Source organism: Lacinutrix sp. (assembly GCF_037625555.1).
Classification (GTDB): domain Bacteria; phylum Bacteroidota; class Bacteroidia; order Flavobacteriales; family Flavobacteriaceae; genus Lacinutrix.
On sequence record NZ_JASJHV010000102.1, the window covers coordinates 1 to 17,751 of the forward strand.

At 29.8% G+C, this 17,751-nt stretch carries 23 protein-coding genes and 1 pseudogene; 22 read left to right on the forward strand and 2 right to left on the reverse strand.

Going from position 1 to position 17,751, the window contains the following annotated elements:
- The first annotated feature begins 10 nt into the window (after positions 1–10).
- From QNK89_RS08475 to QNK89_RS08485, 3 genes are all read left to right on the forward strand, one after another.
- Positions 11–166 (forward strand): DUF2834 domain-containing protein, encoded by a 156-nt coding sequence (locus QNK89_RS08475; protein WP_340170599.1) that lies wholly within the window; start codon positions 11–13, stop codon positions 164–166.
- Positions 167–340: 174 nt separating this feature from the next.
- Positions 341–814 carry a hypothetical protein gene (locus tag QNK89_RS08480; protein ID WP_340170575.1) on the forward strand — a complete coding sequence of 158 codons (474 nt, stop codon included), beginning with the start codon at positions 341–343 and terminating at the stop codon, positions 812–814.
- Positions 804–1,004 (forward strand): helix-turn-helix transcriptional regulator, encoded by a 201-nt coding sequence (locus QNK89_RS08485; RefSeq protein WP_340170576.1) that lies wholly within the window; start codon positions 804–806, stop codon positions 1,002–1,004. Before QNK89_RS08480 ends, QNK89_RS08485 begins: the two co-directional genes overlap by 11 nt.
- A gap of 78 nt (positions 1,005–1,082) precedes the next feature.
- Here QNK89_RS08485 and QNK89_RS08490 read toward each other — a convergent pair whose 3' ends face one another.
- Entirely contained in the window at positions 1,083–1,928 is an 846-nt protein-coding gene (locus QNK89_RS08490) for a DUF2911 domain-containing protein (RefSeq protein WP_340170577.1), read from the reverse strand.
- Positions 1,929–2,105: 177 nt separating this feature from the next.
- On the opposite strand from QNK89_RS08490, the gene QNK89_RS08495 reads away from it, so the two are divergent.
- The 18 genes from QNK89_RS08495 (at position 2,106) to QNK89_RS08580 (ending at position 16,688) form a co-directional block, all read left to right on the forward strand.
- Positions 2,106–2,777 carry an aquaporin gene (locus QNK89_RS08495; protein ID WP_340170578.1) on the forward strand — a complete coding sequence of 224 codons (672 nt, stop codon included), beginning with the start codon at positions 2,106–2,108 and terminating at the stop codon, positions 2,775–2,777.
- Between the two features lie 86 nt (positions 2,778–2,863).
- Entirely contained in the window at positions 2,864–3,520 is a 657-nt protein-coding gene (locus QNK89_RS08500; protein WP_340170579.1) for a TetR family transcriptional regulator C-terminal domain-containing protein, read from the forward strand.
- 18 nt (positions 3,521–3,538) lie between these two features.
- A complete protein-coding gene (locus QNK89_RS08505; RefSeq protein WP_340170580.1) occupies positions 3,539–4,849 on the forward strand; it encodes an AarF/UbiB family protein in 1,311 nt (436 codons plus the stop codon).
- Complete coding sequence (locus tag QNK89_RS08510) at positions 4,850–5,464, forward strand: flavin reductase (RefSeq protein ID WP_340170581.1); 615 nt, start codon at positions 4,850–4,852, stop codon at positions 5,462–5,464. It begins immediately after the preceding gene.
- A gap of 3 nt (positions 5,465–5,467) precedes the next feature.
- Entirely contained in the window at positions 5,468–6,892 is a 1,425-nt protein-coding gene (locus QNK89_RS08515; RefSeq protein WP_340170582.1) for an SDR family oxidoreductase, read from the forward strand.
- A gap of 4 nt (positions 6,893–6,896) precedes the next feature.
- Positions 6,897–7,037 (forward strand): DUF2256 domain-containing protein, encoded by a 141-nt coding sequence (locus tag QNK89_RS08520; protein WP_340170600.1) that lies wholly within the window; start codon positions 6,897–6,899, stop codon positions 7,035–7,037.
- Positions 7,007–8,320: a DASH family cryptochrome gene (locus QNK89_RS08525; RefSeq protein WP_340170583.1), complete on the forward strand. Its 1,314-nt coding sequence runs from the start codon at positions 7,007–7,009 to the stop codon at positions 8,318–8,320. Before QNK89_RS08520 ends, QNK89_RS08525 begins: the two co-directional genes overlap by 31 nt.
- A 9-nt stretch (positions 8,321–8,329) precedes the next feature.
- The gene (locus QNK89_RS08530; RefSeq protein ID WP_340170584.1) at positions 8,330–9,862 is read left to right on the forward strand and encodes a cryptochrome/photolyase family protein; all 1,533 of its coding nucleotides are present in this window, start codon (positions 8,330–8,332) and stop codon (positions 9,860–9,862) included.
- A 31-nt stretch (positions 9,863–9,893) separates the two neighbouring features.
- On the forward strand, positions 9,894–11,381 hold the full coding sequence (locus tag QNK89_RS08535; RefSeq protein WP_340170585.1) for an FAD-binding domain-containing protein: 1,488 nt from the start codon (positions 9,894–9,896) through the stop codon (positions 11,379–11,381).
- Between the two features lie 100 nt (positions 11,382–11,481).
- Positions 11,482–11,907, forward strand: coding sequence for a hypothetical protein (locus QNK89_RS08540; protein ID WP_340170586.1), 426 nt, complete (start codon positions 11,482–11,484; stop codon positions 11,905–11,907).
- On the forward strand, positions 11,882–12,187 hold the full coding sequence (locus QNK89_RS08545; protein WP_340170587.1) for a TIGR03643 family protein: 306 nt from the start codon (positions 11,882–11,884) through the stop codon (positions 12,185–12,187). Before QNK89_RS08540 ends, QNK89_RS08545 begins: the two co-directional genes overlap by 26 nt.
- Before the next feature lie 8 nt (positions 12,188–12,195).
- Entirely contained in the window at positions 12,196–12,897 is a 702-nt protein-coding gene (folE, locus tag QNK89_RS08550; protein ID WP_340170588.1) for a GTP cyclohydrolase I FolE, read from the forward strand.
- A 2-nt stretch (positions 12,898–12,899) separates the two neighbouring features.
- Entirely contained in the window at positions 12,900–13,121 is a 222-nt protein-coding gene (locus QNK89_RS08555) for a hypothetical protein (protein ID WP_340170589.1), read from the forward strand.
- A 56-nt stretch (positions 13,122–13,177) separates the two neighbouring features.
- Entirely contained in the window at positions 13,178–13,861 is a 684-nt protein-coding gene (locus QNK89_RS08560; RefSeq protein WP_340170590.1) for an SDR family oxidoreductase, read from the forward strand.
- Positions 13,862–13,863: 2 nt separating this feature from the next.
- Entirely contained in the window at positions 13,864–14,400 is a 537-nt protein-coding gene (locus tag QNK89_RS08565) for a glutathione peroxidase (RefSeq protein ID WP_340170592.1), read from the forward strand.
- Positions 14,397–14,864, forward strand: a complete 468-nt coding sequence (locus QNK89_RS08570) for a TspO/MBR family protein (RefSeq protein ID WP_340170593.1) — start codon at positions 14,397–14,399, stop codon at positions 14,862–14,864. Before QNK89_RS08565 ends, QNK89_RS08570 begins: the two co-directional genes overlap by 4 nt.
- Positions 14,865–14,878: 14 nt before the next feature.
- Positions 14,879–15,340 carry an SRPBCC family protein gene (locus QNK89_RS08575; RefSeq protein ID WP_340170594.1) on the forward strand — a complete coding sequence of 154 codons (462 nt, stop codon included), beginning with the start codon at positions 14,879–14,881 and terminating at the stop codon, positions 15,338–15,340.
- 43 nt (positions 15,341–15,383) lie between these two features.
- Positions 15,384–16,688 (forward strand): deoxyribodipyrimidine photo-lyase, encoded by a 1,305-nt coding sequence (locus tag QNK89_RS08580; RefSeq protein ID WP_340170596.1) that lies wholly within the window; start codon positions 15,384–15,386, stop codon positions 16,686–16,688.
- A 29-nt stretch (positions 16,689–16,717) separates the two neighbouring features.
- Here the strand turns inward: QNK89_RS08580 and QNK89_RS08585 are convergent, their stop codons facing one another.
- A complete protein-coding gene (locus QNK89_RS08585; protein WP_340170598.1) occupies positions 16,718–16,978 on the reverse strand; it encodes a hypothetical protein in 261 nt (86 codons plus the stop codon).
- A 546-nt stretch (positions 16,979–17,524) separates the two neighbouring features.
- Here QNK89_RS08585 and QNK89_RS08590 point away from each other — a divergent pair.
- A pseudogene (locus QNK89_RS08590) lies at positions 17,525–17,751 on the forward strand (IS1595 family transposase); the annotation flags it as partial.

Genomic DNA, 17,751 nt, shown 5'->3' on the forward strand with positions numbered 1-17,751 from the left:
TCTTGTTTTAATAGCATTTTTTGCTTGGTTTATTCCAGATGCAATAAAACTTAAAGTAAAATATTGGTGGATATTAATACCTCTTACCTTTTTAATTGCCATAGCATTTACTTTTCCAATGTATTTGTTTATGAGACAAAACAGAATAGATAAATTGAACAAATAACAATAAAGTATTATTAATTTTGGGAAGCACAATCTATAGGATTGTGCTTTTTTATTAGACATAATTAAAGTTAAGACAAGTAAAATTAACTTTTAGTAAAAATAATTTGTCTAAATGTAAAGTTTATTTTACATTTGAATAATCAATTAAGTTAAATATCAAAAAACTAACATTATGAACACACATTATTTATTGCCAAACAAGTACAAGATTATAGGATGGTTCCTATTTATTCCAGGACTAATTCTAGGACTATTATCATTCTTTGAAAATGTAGATGACGATACCATAACCATACCTGTATTATCAATATTCTATGAAGAATTTATGGGAAGCAGCCCAAGAGAGTTATTTGCAATCATTACAACTGGTATTTTAAGTGAAATTATTGCAGTTATGATAATTATTGGAGGCTTATTAATAGCATTATCTAAAGAAAAAATTGAAGACGAATTCACATCAAAACTAAGATCAGATTCGTTTGTTTGGGCTATGATCGTTAATTATATAATTTTACTTCTAGCGACACTATTTATTTATGACATGACATTTTTTACGGTATTAATATTTAATATGTTTACACCAATTATTTTCTTTATTATCCGTTATAATTTTTTAAAACTAAAATCTAATAGCGATGAAGAATAATATTAAAGTACAACGTGCTATTCACGATTTTACTCAGGCAGATTTAGCAACAAAAATTGGAGTAAGTAGACAAACTATAAATGCCATGGAGAAAAACAAATACGTACCTTCTACAGTATTAGCATTAAAATTAGCTAAACTCTTTAAGGTTAATGTTGAAGAGATTTTTCAATTAGAAGGAAATGAATAAAACAAAAAAACTCACAAGTATAATACTTGTGAGTTTTTTTATTCAAAAATTGTAAATAGAAAATCTACAATCTTAAACCTATAAAGCTCCCCATTCTTTTAGAGAGGCTTTATTCATTTTAATGTAATCGTCATTCTTTCCTTCTTCTGCTCCTGCTAAAGATTTTTTAGCAGCTTCTATAGCTCCTTTTTTATCTCCTGCTTTGTCGTAAATTAAAGATAGTTGTCTTAGTTGCCAATAGCGAGGTTCTTTGTTTAAAGACATAGCTTTATCAATCCACATTTTAGCTTTTTTAATATCTTTACCTTCGCTTAAATAATATGTTGCAGCAGCATAGTATTCATTAAAACCAGGACCAGCTAGTGCTTTATCTATACTTTTAGAAACTGTTTTATCTGTAGCTACTGTAAATTCAACACCTACATATGCTTTCTCCCACATCATTCCAATAACAGCAGAACTGCTCGTTAAATCATTAAATGAAATTGTAAAAGATTTTATATCCATTGGCATATCATAAACATCTGCCATAACTCTTGCTGCAACTTTAGACTCGTCTAACTCAGCAGGAGCTCCTCCTCCAGCGTAATCTGTATAAAAAACTACTTCCCACTTTTTTGCTTGTGGAATAGTTAAAATGGCATAAGTACCAGCTTTTAAATTCTTTTCTCCAACCGTTACATCATCACTAAATGTAACTTTAGTTCTTCCGTTAGCTCCTGTTCTCCATATTTTTCCAAAAGGTACTAAATTTCCAAAAATAGTTCTTCCTCTCATTGCTGGTCTAGAATATTCAATAGAAACATCTGTTAAACCAACAACTTGTTCGATCTTTGCGGCTGGACTAGCAACTGGTGTTTTAATTTGAGCATCTACAGAAAAAGAAACTACAAATACTAAGGCAATCATTAATAAATTTTTCATAATATTTTAATGTGTTAGTGTTATTTTTTAGTAATTGCAAATTTACATATAAGTTGGTATTTTCATAGTTAACAAAACCTTAAAATTAGAGGTTGTACATTTGCAAAATCTATTAAATATATTATCAGTAGTATTGATAACATTTTATAATGCTTGAAATAAATAAAATCAATTTTAATGAATAAATATTACGCAGAACTTATTGGAACTTTTGCCATGATATTTTGTGGTACTGGAGCCATGACAATAAACGAGATTACTAACGGAAGTATTACTCATGTTGGTATAGCAGCTGTTTGGGGACTAATAGTAATGGCTATGATTTATGCTTTTGGTGATATTTCTGGAGCGCATTTTAATCCTGCAGTATCTATAGGTTTTGCTATTGCTAAAAAAATCTCATGGAAAGAAGTACCAAAATATATGTTTGCTCAAGCCATTGGTGCCATATTAGCAAGTGCTTTGTTATGGTATCTATTTCCTGAAAGTCAATTTTTAGGAGAAACAGTTCCGGCAGAAGGTTTTCCAGCCTACAAAGCAGCTATTTTAGAATTTATTTTAACTTTCTTTTTAATGATAGTAATTTTAAACGTCTCTACAGGAAGTAAAGAAATTGGAACAATGGCTGGAATAGCAATTGGAGGTGTAATATTACTTGAAGCTATGTTTGCTGGACCAATTACCAAAGCATCCATGAATCCTATTCGTTCTATTGCTCCTGCCCTATTTATTGGAAATTTTCAATATTTATGGCTCTACATAACAGCTCCAATACTAGGAGCTTCTGCTGCTGTCTTTTCTTGTAAACTAGTTAAAGATGAGAATTGTTGTGATAGTAAAATATTTTAATGTCATAATCTCATGTTAATTTTGTTTAAGATTTATTTTAAATATTTAAACATTTTGTACCTTTAAATATATTTAATTGTAATGTAATGGCAAAAAAGAAAAATATTACCCAAAATGATATCCTATCATTTTATATGGATTATGTTTTAGAGCATGATCAACAACCAAAATCTGTTTACAGTTTTGCAAAGCACAACAACTTTGAAGAAACTAAGTTTTACGAATTCTTTGGCACTTTCGATGCTGTAGAAAAGCATGTGTTTAAGGCTTTCCATGATAATACTATAGCAACTTTACATAAAAGTAAGGACTACCCTGAGTTTGAGCCTAGAGACAAATTACTTAGTTATTATTTTACTTTTTTCGAAAACTTAACTGCAAATAGAAGCTACGTTGTTTACGCCTTAAACAAACACAAAAGCAGTTTAAAATCTTTTAAATCTTTAGCAGCACTAAAAGCAAGTTTTACGCATTATATACTAGAATTAGATATTGAGTTAATCGATATAAAGGAAGATCGTTTAGATAAAATTCAAAACCGTGGACTACAAGAAACAGCATGGTTACAGTTATTGTTAACTATGAAATTTTGGATAGATGACACCTCGTCAAGTTTTGAGAAAACTGACATTTTTATCGAAAAATCTGTAAACACAAGTTTCGATGTTTTAAACATTGCGCCTTTAAAAAGCTTAATTGACTTTGGGAAATTCATTTTCAAAGAAAAAGTAAAAATGAATTAACCTTAAAAAAAAGAACTATTGAAAACGATAGACAGAATACCTACTTCCAAAATTCAACGTGCTTCAAAACTAGTCCAAACTGGAGCAAAAGTTGGTGTCAATTATCTTAAATATTATGGAGATAAAATAACAAAAACCGAAGAGGAAGCTAAATCTCGATTAAATGAGAATAATGCAGAAGATATTTACGATGGACTAAAAAAACTAAAAGGAAGTGCACTTAAAGTAGCGCAGATGCTTAGTATGGAAAAAAGTATTTTACCACAAGCATATGTGGAAAAATTCTCTTTATCTCAGTTTTCGGTTCCACCACTTTCTGCACCTTTAGTCACTAAAACATTTAAGAAATACTTTGGTAAATTACCAACTGAGATCTTCGACACCTTTAATTCCAATTCTACAAATGCAGCCAGTATTGGTCAAGTGCATTTAGCAGAAAAGGATGGGGAAAAACTTGCTGTGAAAATTCAATATCCTGGTGTAGCAGATAGTATTTCTAGTGATTTAGCGATGGTAAAACCAATTGCTATTCAAATGTTTAACATAAAAGGAAAAGATAAAGACAAGTATTTTGAAGAGGTTGAAAATAAACTTGTAGAAGAAACAAATTATATTCTTGAAGTACAACAAAGCAAAGAAATAGTAGCTGCTTGTAAGCATATTCCTTTTTTAAAATTTCCTGAATATTATGAAGAATTATCGTCAGAGCGCATTATAACTATGGATTGGATGGAAGGTGAACATCTTTCAGAATTTACAGCACATAATAACGACCAAACTAAAGCCAATAAAATTGGTCAAGCACTTTGGGATTTCTATATGTTTCAAATGCATAAATTAAAAAAGGTACATGCAGATCCTCATCCTGGAAACTTTCTAATTTCTAAAGATGCAGAATTAATAGCTTTAGATTTTGGGTGTATGAAAACTATACCAAACAGTTTTTATATTCCATATTTTGAATTGGCTAAAGCCGAAAGCATAAATGATCCAGCCATTTTTAGAGAAAAAATGTATGAATTAGAAATATTAAGACCAGATGATTCTCCAGAAGAATTAGAATTTTTTTCTGAAATGTTTCATGAAATGTTAAGCTTATTTACTCAACCTTTTCACGTTAAAATATTCGACTTTTCCGATAAAGAATTTTTTGGTAAAATAACAGAACTTGGTCAAAAATACAGTAAAAGTACAGAGTTACGTAAAATGAATGGTAATAGAGGTTCCAAACACTTTATTTACATTAACCGTACTTTCTTTGGCTTATATAATTTAATGTTTGATTTGAATGCTAAAGACATAAAAATTAATAATTTCAAAACATTATAAATGCATTATTTTAGTCTAGAAGACATTAACAATCTCGAACATCTTTACAAAATAAATCTTGTTAATAGCTGTTCGGGATTTAAGTCTGCTAATTTAATTGGAACAGTCTCAAAAGATGGCGAAGAAAATGTTGCAATATTTAGTTCTGTAACACATGTAGGTTCTAATCCCCCAATTCTTGGATTCTTTTGCAGGCCAACAACAGTAACAAGAGATACTTATATTAATATTAAGGAAACCAGAGTATATACTATAAATCACATTCAGGAATCTAATTTTAAGGAGGCTCATCATACTTCAGCAAAATATGATGCTAATATTTCAGAATTTAATAAAACAAATCTTGAAGCAGACTATAAAAAAAACTGCTTAGCGCCATTTGTAAAAGATGCTCCTGTACAATTAAAAATGAAATATGTTGGTGAGTACCATATTAAAGAAAATGATACTATTCTTGTTTTGGGAGAAATTCAGGCATTACAAATTAACCAAGATATAATTACAAAAGACGGATTTATAAACCTATCTCAAGCAAATGTTGCAACCATTAATGGTTTAGATGGTTATGCATTTCCGAAATTAAAAAAGAGATTAGACTACCAAAGACCAAAATAGATTATGAAAATATTAGTTACAGGTGGTACAGGCTACATAGGTAAGCGCATTATTCCGCTACTTATAGAGCAAGGACACACTGTAATTTGTGCTGTAAGAGGTAAGTTAAGAACAGCAAAAAGATATGTAGAAGAGGAAAACATTCAAGTCGTTGAAGTTGATTTTTTAAACAAAGACACTTTAAATAATATACCTAAAGATATAGATGCTGCATACTATCTTATTCATTCAATGTCTAATTCTGTTTCTCATTTTCAACAAATGGAGAACGATTGTGCATTAAACTTTAAAGCAATAATTGAAAAAACAAGTTGTAAGCAAGTTATCTATTTAAGCGGTATAACAAACGATACTAAACTTTCTAAACATTTATTGTCTCGAAAAAATGTAGAGAAAACTTTAGACTCTAAAAAATATGCTTTAACAGTTTTTAAAGCTGGTATTATTGTAGGTTCTGGAAGTAGTTCATTCGAAATTATAAGAGACTTGGTAGAAAAGCTTCCTGTTATGGTTGCTCCAAAATGGTTGAATACAAAAACTCAACCAATAGCAATTAGAGATGTATTAGCCTTTTTAATGAGAAGTTTAGGAGATGAAAGATTGTACAACACATCTTATGATATCTTTGGTCCAGAAATACTAACATATAAAGAGCTGCTTTTACAATTTGCTAAATCGAGAAATTTAAAACGTACCATTATAACATTTCCTATAATGACGCCTCAATTGTCGAGTTATTGGTTATATTTTGTAACGTCAACATCTTACAAACTCGCAAGAACGTTGGTTAATAGTATGGGTGTGGAAATTATTGGAAAACCTAGTACAATTAATGAATTGCTAGACGTAAAACCAATGAGTTATGAGGAAGCATTAAAACTTGCTTTTTTAAAAATTAAACAGAACAGCATTGTTTCCAGTTGGAAAGACTCTTTTGCTAGTAGTAGGAGTAGAAAAAGAATCTCTACTAAATACATCAACGTACCAAAACACGGTTGTTTTAAAGATGTTAAAGAACGTACTGTTTTAGATGAAGAAAGAACTTTTGCTAAAATATGTGCCATAGGTGGAGAAAATGGATGGTATTACGGAACTACTTTATGGAGAATACGTGGTTATATCGATAAACTTTTTGGTGGTATAGGACTAAGAAGAGGACGCACAAATAAAACCAGTATTGAAACTGGAGATGCTTTAGATTTTTGGCGTGTGCTTTTAGCAGATGATGAAAATAAACGCTTATTACTTTTTGCCGAAATGAGGCTTCCTGGAGAGGCTTGGCTAGAGTTTAGAGTAGCAAAAGGAAAAGTATACCAAAGAGCTGTTTTTAGACCAAAAGGATTATTTGGAAGGTTATATTGGTATAGTGTGCTTCCATTTCATGGTTTTATTTTTAATGGCATGATAAACAAACTCGCAAATGCCTAAAGGAATTAAAAAACAAAACTTACCCTCTAAACTGTGCTTAACCTGTAACTTACCTTTTTCATGGCGAAAAAAATGGATTAAAACTTGGGATAACGTAAAATATTGTAGTGAAAAATGCAAACGAAACAAAACAAAACCAGCCTAGTTTGGTTTAGAAACGATTTAAGAATACACGATAACAGCAATTTACTAAATGCTATAAAAAATAGCGAAACAGTAATCGCAATCTATTGCTTTGATCCAAGATATTTTGAAAAAAATAAATCTGGATTTAGAATTACTGGGAAATATAGAGCTAAATTTCTAATTGAAACCATTACAGATCTAAAAGAACAACTGTTAAAAATTGGTGTTCCACTCTTTGTGTATAATGAAAATGCTGAAACCTCTATTGCCAATTTAGAATCACAGTTTCAGTTTGATGCTATGTATCTTCAAAAAGAATGGACTAAAGACGAAAATAAAGTTTTTGATTTAGTACGCAAGATTTGGAAAAAAGATTTTAACATTTTCGAAGATTACATTCAATTCTTATACCACCCGAATACGCTAAACTTCAGTATAGAAAAATTACAAACAGTTTTTACAAATTTTAGAAAACATGTAGAAAAAAATTTTGAAATTCGTCTTGAAAATGAGATTATAAATATAGAAAACAAAAATACTTCAGTAATTAATAAAACGGTAATTCCTACTTTAGAAGATTTAGGATTTAAGGATTTCGAGCAACATCCAAATTCTGCATTTCCACTAAAAGGAGGCGAAACAGAAGCTTTAAAACACTTAAACGACTATTTTTTTGAAACCAAAAAGTTAGGTGTTTATAAAAAAACTAGAAATGGTTTAATTGGTAAAGATTTTAGTTCAAAATTTTCGCCATGGTTAGCTAATGGGAGTTTAAGTGCTAAAACCATTTACTATAAGGTAAAAGCATTTGAAACACTTCATTTTAAAAACCAATCTACATATTGGCTTATTTTCGAGTTAATTTGGAGAGATTACTTTAAATATGTTTCTATGAAACATGGAAGTAGAATTTTTAAAATTGGTGGTATTCTTGATAAAGATTATCAATGGCATTCATACCAAAAAGACATTTCGAAATGGATTAATGGAAAAACAAACGAGCCTTTTGTTAATGCTAATATGATAGAATTAAAAAAAACCGGTTGGATGAGTAATCGTGGTAGACAAAATGTAGCAAGCTATTTTGCAAAAACGCTTAAACTAGATTGGCGTATTGGTGCTGCGTATTTTGAATCGATGTTAATAGATTACGATGTACACAGTAATTATGGCAATTGGATGTACGTTGCTGGTGTAGGTAACGATCCTAGAGATAGAGTTTTTAATGTAAAGCTACAAACAGAACGTTACGATAGTGCAGGAAAATATCAGCGTTTATGGTTACAAGACAAATTATTTTAAAATTGAGATTTGAAAACATTAAGATTAATATTAGGAGATCAGCTTAACAGTAAACACTCTTGGTTTAAAGGAGACCAGAGTAACTTTGTGTACTGTTTATTTGAAATGCGTCAAGAAACAGATAATGTAAAACATCACATACAAAAAGTGGTTGGGTTTTTTGCTGCAATGCAAGAATTCTCAGACCATTTACAATCTCAAGGATGTGAACTTGTCTACTATACTTTAGACCATAAAGACAATACTCAAAGTCTTACAGAAAACCTTAAACAATTAATTGAAAAACATACTATTTCAACATTCGAATTTCAAGAACCAGACGAATACAGATTAGACCAACAACTTTTAGAATTTTGTAAAACACTTTCTATACATTCTGAATGTTTTTCAACAGAACACTTTTATACAAAAAGACAAGATTTAGGAACTTTTTTTAAAGATAAAAAACAATGGCTCATGGAGAATTTCTATAGAGACATGAGAAAAAAACACGATGTGTTAATGGTTGCTAATCAACCAGAAGGTGGAAAATGGAATTACGATAAAAGCAATAGAAATAAATGGAAAGAAAAAGAAAGTATTCCCGAATTTAAAACCTTTAAAAATGAGGTTTCAAATATAAAGCGAACAATTGCTTCTCAAAATATTGAAACAATTGGTCATTTTAATACTGAATATTTCGAATACCCAATCAATAGAAGTCAAGCGTTAGAACAATTAAAATACTTTTGCGAGCATTTATTAATCCACTTTGGCGATTATCAAGATGCCATGCATACAGAACAAGTCTATCTTTTCCACTCACGACTTTCTTTTGCAATGAATTGCAAAATAATTTCACCTAAAGCAATAATAACGACAGTTTTAAATTATTGGCGAAAACATGGTGAACATATTAATATTTCTCAAGTAGAAGGCTTTATTCGTCAAATTATTGGTTGGCGCGAATACATGAGAGGCATGTATTGGGCATTAATGCCAGAGTATAAATCTTTAAATTATCTAGAAAACAAAAATAACTTGCCAGCGTTTTTTTGGACTGGAGACACAAAAATGATTTGTCTTAAAAGCGCAATAAACAACTCTCTAGATAAAGGTTATGCTCATCATATCCAACGATTAATGATTACTGGAAACTTTGCATTATTAACGCAAATAAATCCAGACCAAGTAGATGCTTGGTATTTAGGTATTTATGTAGATGCTGTAGAATGGGTACAATTACCTAATACTCGTGGCATGAGCCAATTTGCAGATGGTGGAAAAATTGCAACAAAGCCTTATGTTTCTAGTGGAAGTTATATTAATAAAATGAGTAACTACTGCGATGATTGCTATTATAACAAAAAAGAGAAAATTGGAGATAAAGCCTGTCCGTTTAACAGTTTATATTGGAATTTTTTAGATGATAAACGCGAAAAATTAAGTTCTATTTTTAGAATGAAAATGATGTATAGTTTGCTTAATAAAATGAGTGCAGAAGATTTATATAACATAAAAACGAGAGCCAAAGATATTATTAAAAATCCAGATTTTTTTTAAAACTAAAGCCTAAGTTTTAAAGTAACTAGTAATGCATAAACAAGAATTACAAATAGTATGGTTTAAAAGAGATCTTCGTTTAAAAGATAATGAAGCAATAGAGCGTGCTTTAAACTCTAAAAAACAAGTTCTACTTCTATACATATTTGAAGATTTTCTAACAGAAGATAAACATTACAGTAAAAGACATTGGGATTTTGTAAAGCAATCTCTCCAAGATTTAAATAATAATTTAAACGCATATAATTCTAAAGTACTAATTGCTAATTCAACACTAGAAGATGCAATAAAAATAATTCAAGAATACTATACTATTTCTTACATATACTCGCATCAAGAAACAGGCATACTATCTACATTTAATCGTGACATAAAATTTGCCTCAATTTGCAAAAAAGAAAGCATAATTTGGAAAGAGAACATAAACAACGCTATTATTCGTGGTCTAAGTAACAGAAAAACTTGGTTTAATGATTGGAATTCTTATATGATGGATAACGATCATACATTTAACCCTAAAAAAAATCAATTACTACAAATTTCTAAAATTAACACTCTAGAAAAGCACTTTAATATAGTAGATTTAAAAACTCTAGAAAATAAAACATTTCAAAAAGGAGGCACAACAACTGGTGTAAAATACATGCGTTCTTTTTTTATAGAACGCTATCCTAACTATATGTTTAATATTAGTAAACCACTAGCATCTAGAACAGGTTGTAGTCGTCTCTCACCATATATTGCTTGGGGAAACTTATCCATTAGGCAAGTTATTAACGTAGCTGCAGAAGTAAGAAACAAAGGAAAACACAAAAAACACTTAAATGCTTTTATGTCAAGATTGCGTTGGCAAGCACATTTTATACAAAAGTTTGAAATGGAGCATTCTATGGAGTTTAAAAGTATTAATAAAGGTTATCATGAACTTCATAAACCTATAAATCTCGAGTTTCAGAACGCATGGAAAACTGGCCAAACAGGTTATCCATTAGTAGATGCATGCATGCGCTGTTTAAACGAAACTGGTTATATAAATTTTAGAATGCGTGCAATGGTTGTCTCTTTTTTTACAAATAACCTTTGGCAACCTTGGCAAGCCATGAGTGAGCATTTAGCCTCAATGTTTTTAGATTTTGAACCAGGTATACATTATCCACAAATACAGATGCAAGCAGGAGAGACTGGTATAAATATGTTACGTATATATAATCCTATAAAAAATAGCATAGAACACGATCCTAATGGTGAGTTTATAAAAAAGTGGGTTCCAGAATTGCAAAATCTTCAAGCTCCATTCATGCACGAGCCACAAACCATGTCCTATTTCGATCAACAATTAACAGGTTTCGAGCTTGGCAAAGATTACCCTTTTCCTATTGTTAATGAGAAAACATCAAGAAAACGAGCAAGCGATATTCTTTGGAAACTAAAAGACAATGCTACTGTAAAGAAAGAAGCAAAACGTATACTAAAACGTCACACATTAAGCGATAGAAATAGTATGATGAACAGTAATTAGTTATAAAACTGTAATTTTTTGTTAATTTTGTTTATCTTTTTTACTTAAACGTTAAACATTTTGTAGATTTGATTAGTAGTTTGGTAAATAAATTAAATTAATGATAATTAATACAACACATTCTAGTAAAGAAAGCAAAGAGCTAATTAATGATTTAGTTGGCACAGCTTTTAGTTTTATAGAAAGTATTAAATTAAAAGGAATAGGTTCTAAACGAATGGTTGTAGATGAAGTGAGTCCTAATTTAAAACAATATCTTAATACAGTATCGGATATTAATTATGGGAACTTAGAATTGAGACCAACTGGTGTTTTAATACATATTACAAAAGGTTTACAAAACTTTACTTGGGCAATACCTTACTATCAATTAGTTATTTATAGAATTAATGGTTCAATTATTCATGCACAAGGCTTGTTTATAAATTTTAAAAATAATCGAATGATTAAAGAAAATAAATTGTTTTTTGATAAACTTCTAAATGAAAAAATAAAATTTGATGAGCAGTATCATTTCCAAACCTAATAGTCCAGACAACTTCACTATTGAAGATATAGATCGTATAATAGAAATGGCTTGGGAAGACAGAACACCATTTGATGCCATTACATTTCAATTCAATATTAAAGAGCAAGAAGTTATAGAACTCATGCGAAAGGAGATGAAACCAAGTAGCTTTAGAATGTGGAGAGCTAGAGTTCAAGGTAGAAAAACAAAACATTTAAAAAATAGAAATTTTGAAGATGGACGTTTTAAATGTTCAAGACAAAAACAGATAACACATAATAAAATAAGTAAAAGATAAATATTGCTATGAAAAAGACTAATTTAGAATTACTTACAGACGAAAATGACATTTCTCTAAATGGTTACACAGAACAAGACATTGGTGAAGACCATATGTTTACAGGTTTGGATACACCAATGAGAGCAGATGCATTTTCTATTTCAGATACCGAAAAGAAAGAAAAAATAGCCATTCTTTTTAAAGAAATAATGAATGTTTTAGGATTAGATTTAACAGACGATTCTCTAAAAGGAACTCCTAAAAGAGTTGCGAAAATGTATGTAGAAGAAATATTTTCTGGATTAAACCCTGAAAATATGCCAAAAATTGCTTTATTTGACAATAAGTATCAATACAACCAGATGCTTGTAGAAAAAAATATTACGTTTTATTCTAATTGCGAACATCACTTTGTTCCAATAATTGGTAAAGCACATGTGTCATATATTTCTTCTGGCAAGGTTATTGGTCTATCAAAGTTAAACAGGATTGTACAACATTTCGCAAAACGACCTCAAGTACAAGAACGTTTAACAAATCAAATAGCAAACGAATTAAAAACAATTCTAAATACTGAAGATGTAGCTGTAATAATAGATGCCAAGCATTTATGTGTATCGTCTCGAGGAATAAAAGACGAAACATCTGCAACTGTCACTTCTTATTATGGAGGCGCGTTTAAAACACAAGCTAAAATAACTGAATTACAGAATTACCTAAAAGATTAAAAATGGATATTTTAAAAGAAGCACTAGAGTTTGAACAGCAAGGAACATCCTTCAAATCAACAAACGAACGAATAGTCGCTTCAAGAAAAGCTAAGGAAATAATCCTTGGATTAAATGAAATTTACAAAGAAAGTAAGGATCCTGAATTGATGGAAGTCATGAAGCGTCTTACTGTTATTAAAAAAAAAATAGAAAAGCGACTAAAAGGTCGTCCTTCATCTTAGAATAGATAACCTCTGGTTAATTTACCGTCTATTCTTTAAAAAAGTCATTATTAAAAATGAAAAATATTATAGTTATAGGCGGAAGCAAAGGTATTGGAAATGCCATTGTTAAAAGCCTTGTTTCAGATAACAAAGTTTTTAACATTAGTAGAACTTCTCCAGAAATCACTCATCCCAATCTTACGCACTACTCTTGTAATGTGTTAATTGATGACCTACCTGATATAGAAACAGTAGATACTTTAATCTACTGTCCTGGCAGTATTAATTTAAAGCCTATTTCAAGATTATCACTCGATGATTTTAGAGAAGATTTTGAAATTAATGTTATTGGTGCTGTAAAATCCATACAACATTATCTGCCAAAATTAAAGAAGGGAAACATGCCTTCTATCCTACTCTTTAGTACTGTTGCATCTAAATTAGGAATGCCTTATCATGCTAGTGTTGCAGCAGCAAAATCTGGAGTTGAAGGTTTAACAAAATCTCTTGGTGCAGAACTTGCGCCAACAATTAGAGTAAATGCAATAGCTCCTACAGTTACAGATACAACTTTAGCTTCAAAACTTTTAAGAAATGAGAAAATGGTGGAAAACATTAAAGAACGCCATCCACTAAAAAAATTCTTAAATCCAGAAGAAGTTGCAAACATGGCTGCATTTTTAACTTCAGAAAAAGCAGCTTCAATTTCTGGTCAAATTTTCGAGATGGACTGTGGAATTGTAAGTTTTAAAATATAATTATGAATCCACTTAAAATATTTGCTCAGACTTTATTTTTAAAAAAAAATATTAGCACAGATAGCATACAATCTTTATACGACATCAAATTAAATGGACTTAATGGAAAACCTATTGTTTTCTCTGAGTTTAAAGGTAAACACATTTTGTTTGTTAATGTAGCTTCAAAATGTGGTTTTACACCTCAATATAAAGATTTACAAAGTCTACATGACGAGTATAAAGATAAACTTGTAATTATTGGAGTTCCTTGTAACCAATTTGGAAAACAAGAACCTGGTAATGCTAATGATATTGAGTCGTTCTGTGAAATTAATTATGGTGTAACTTTCTTAATTTCACAAAAAATAGATGTTAAAGGCACTAATGCACATCCTTTATATAAGTGGTTAACACAAAAGAATAAAAATGGCATTGTAAACTCTTCTGTTAAATGGAATTTTCAGAAATATTTAGTAAATACTAAAGGTGTTTTAATTGATTATTATTTTTCTACTACAAAACCTAATAGTAATAAAATTACCAAACATTTAAAATGAACATGAAACTTGCTAAACACATTATATTCTTCTTAATAATAAACTTTGGCGGTTTATATATTGGATACTTATTAATGAATTATGGACCACAAACTACTTGGTACACAAACCTTAACCAAGCGCCTTGGACTCCTCCAGGTTGGGTTTTTGGTGCTGCATGGACATTAATAATGATTTGTTTTTCAATCTATTTAGGATACTTATTTTTTAAAGTAGATAATACTAGACTTAAATTAGCATTTGCTTTACAAGTTGTATTAAATGTCTCATGGAACTATGTTTTTTTTAATCAACACCTAGTAGGTCTAGGCTTAGTAGTTATTTCTGCATTAACAGTTGTAATCTTCACCTTCTTCTTTAGTAATTTTAAAAAACTAAAAAGCAAAAGCTACTTACTACTTCCTTACATGATTTGGCTTTTAATTGCAACATCTTTAAATGCATATATCTTATTTAATAATTAGAATTACAAATTTCGATGAAAATATATACCTTTCATAAAAAACAGAATTTACCAATTTCAAAGGAAGAAGCTTGGGAATTCTTATCCAGCCCAAAAAACTTAAAAACAATAACTCCAGATTATATGGGATTCAACATACTCTCTGGCGCAGATAGACCTATGTACTCTGGACAAATCATACAATACATTGTAACTCCAGTTTTAGGTGTTAAAACAAAATGGGTAACAGAAATTACTCATGTTGTTGATGGTGAATATTTTGTAGACGAACAACGTTTTGGTCCATATGCATTGTGGCATCATAAACATTTTATTAAAGCAATCGATGGAGGCGTTGAAATGGAAGATATTATAGATTATAAAGTGCCTTTAGGTATTTTAGGTCAAATGGCTCATCCTATTCTAGTTAAGCCTAAATTAGAAGAGATTTTTAAATATCGTACACAAAAACTAGAAGAGTTATTTGGCAAATATTAGTATTGTAGATTTATCGTTTTAACGAAAACTAAATTATTTTTTAATGAAAGAAGCAGTAAACATATTTTGGTTTAGAAGAGATTTACGATTAGAAGATAATAATGGTTTTTACGAAGCATTAAAAAGTGATAAACCTGTATTACCAATATTTATTTTCGATGAAGATATATTAAGTAAACTACCAAAGGACGATGCACGTGTAAGCTTTATTCACAAAAACTTGCAGAAAATGCAAGAGAAACTAAAAAAAGAGAACAACACAAGTATTGCCATATTTCATGGTACACCAAAGGATATATTTAAACAGCTAACTAAAGATTTTACAATAGTAAATGTATTTACAAATCGAGATTATGAGCCCTACGCACTTTCAAGAGATACAGAAATAGAGTCTCTATTAAAAACACAAAATATTGAATTTAAAACTTTTAAAGATCAAGTTATTTTTGAGCAAAACGAAATTGTAAAAAAAGACGGAACTGCTTACAAAGTATACACACCTTTTTCTCGTGTATGGCTAGACGGGTTTAAAAGACAGGGTATTGTTTTTTTTCCATCTGAAACGCTTTTAGATAATACTCTTAAATCATCAAGCATACAAAACCTTAGTTTAAAGGATATAGGTTTTAAAGAAGCAAACGTAAAAATAGCTCCTTACATTGTAAATCCTACTTTAATTGCAGATTATGAAGCAACTAGAAATTTTCCAGCTAAAGACACTACTTCAAAACTAGGACCACATCTAAGATTTGGAACTGTTAGTGTACGCAAAATGGTAAATGAAGCTTCTAAACAAAAAAATATTACATTTTTAAAAGAATTAATTTGGCGCGAATTTTTCACGCAAATTTTATGGCATTTCCCTCATACTGCTAAAGATAGTTTTAAACCAAAGTACGACAGAATAGAATGGAGAAACAATGAAGTAGAATTTATCGCTTGGTGTGATGGTAAAACTGGTTATCCTTTAGTAGATGCTGGAATGAGACAATTAAATGAAACTGGATTTATGCATAATCGTGTTCGCATGCTTGTAGGCAGTTTTTTATGCAAACACTTATTAATAGATTGGCGATTAGGTGAAGCTTATTTTGCTTTAAAACTACATGATTATGATATGTCTAGTAATATTGGTAACTGGCAATGGGTTGCAGGAAGTGGTGTAGATGCTGCTCCATATTTTAGAATATTTAATCCTACTACACAAATAGATAAATTTGACAAGCAGCACAACTATATAAAAAAATGGGTTCCAGATTACCAAGAACTCACCTATCCTACTCCAATAGTAGAACACAAAGCAGCAAGAGAGCGTTGTTTAGCTGTTTATAAACTAGCTGTTTCGTAATTTTTTAATATAGAATTAATTTTTCTAACTTAAAGTCCAAATCGAAGTTTAAGATTATTTGATTCGTCATATTTTTCTAAAACTAAATAAATACTATACAGTGTTATTACAGCATCTGTTTGTTTAATATCTAAATCAATACTTTTTTCTAAATACTGCATAGCCTCTTTGTAGATTTTCTTTTTATCTTCTATAAGCTTATCATATCTTAAATTATCTTTTTTTGTATTTCCAAGACTATTCATCTCATTAATAATTTCAACCTCTCTATCTAGAATTATAGCAGACATATTAATATAGGCATTAACATAATCTGGATTAATTTTTATGACCTTATTATAATATTTTATAGCCTGTTTGTTCTATTGTAATTGATAACACATAACTCCTAGGTTATATAATACATTTACATTTTTTTGTCTTTTTTTGAAATTTTTTCTAAAAGTTGTTTGAATTTATTTAAGTCATTTAATTTGTAGTAAATATTTGCTTCAATTAAAGCTAATTCTTGATCTTTTGGATTCTCTTTTATAGCTTTCTTTACTGCTCTAACTGCTTTTTCTTCTTCTCTTAATTCTATATAAATAAGAGCAATGTTTTTTGTTATTTCTGGGTTTTTAGACTTTACCTTTCGTTTTCTTGGTTTTCTATATAGTCAAGCTTTTACTAGGGAATCTCTAACATCTTTTGACATCACTTTAACAAGTTTTATTTTTTTGTTTGTGGCATAATATTCTGTGGTAATACCTGTATAATTTGTACTATCTAATTTTAGATAATATTGTTAGAGGTCAGTATTTAATTACGTATCTTAAATTCTATTAAATGTGTTAATTATGGAAATACTTAAGGGTCAAAATCTTCTAGAGTTCTCTGATCGGTTTAAAACAGATGAAAATTGTAAGGAATATTTAGCTATTTTGAAGGCAAAAACTACTTATAAATACTTAAAATGTAATCATACAGCTTATCAATCACTTAAAGATTTTGGTAGACAGTGTAATATCTGTAGGCATATAGAATCTGCGACCTCTAACACTCTTTTTCATAAAGTTAAATTTGG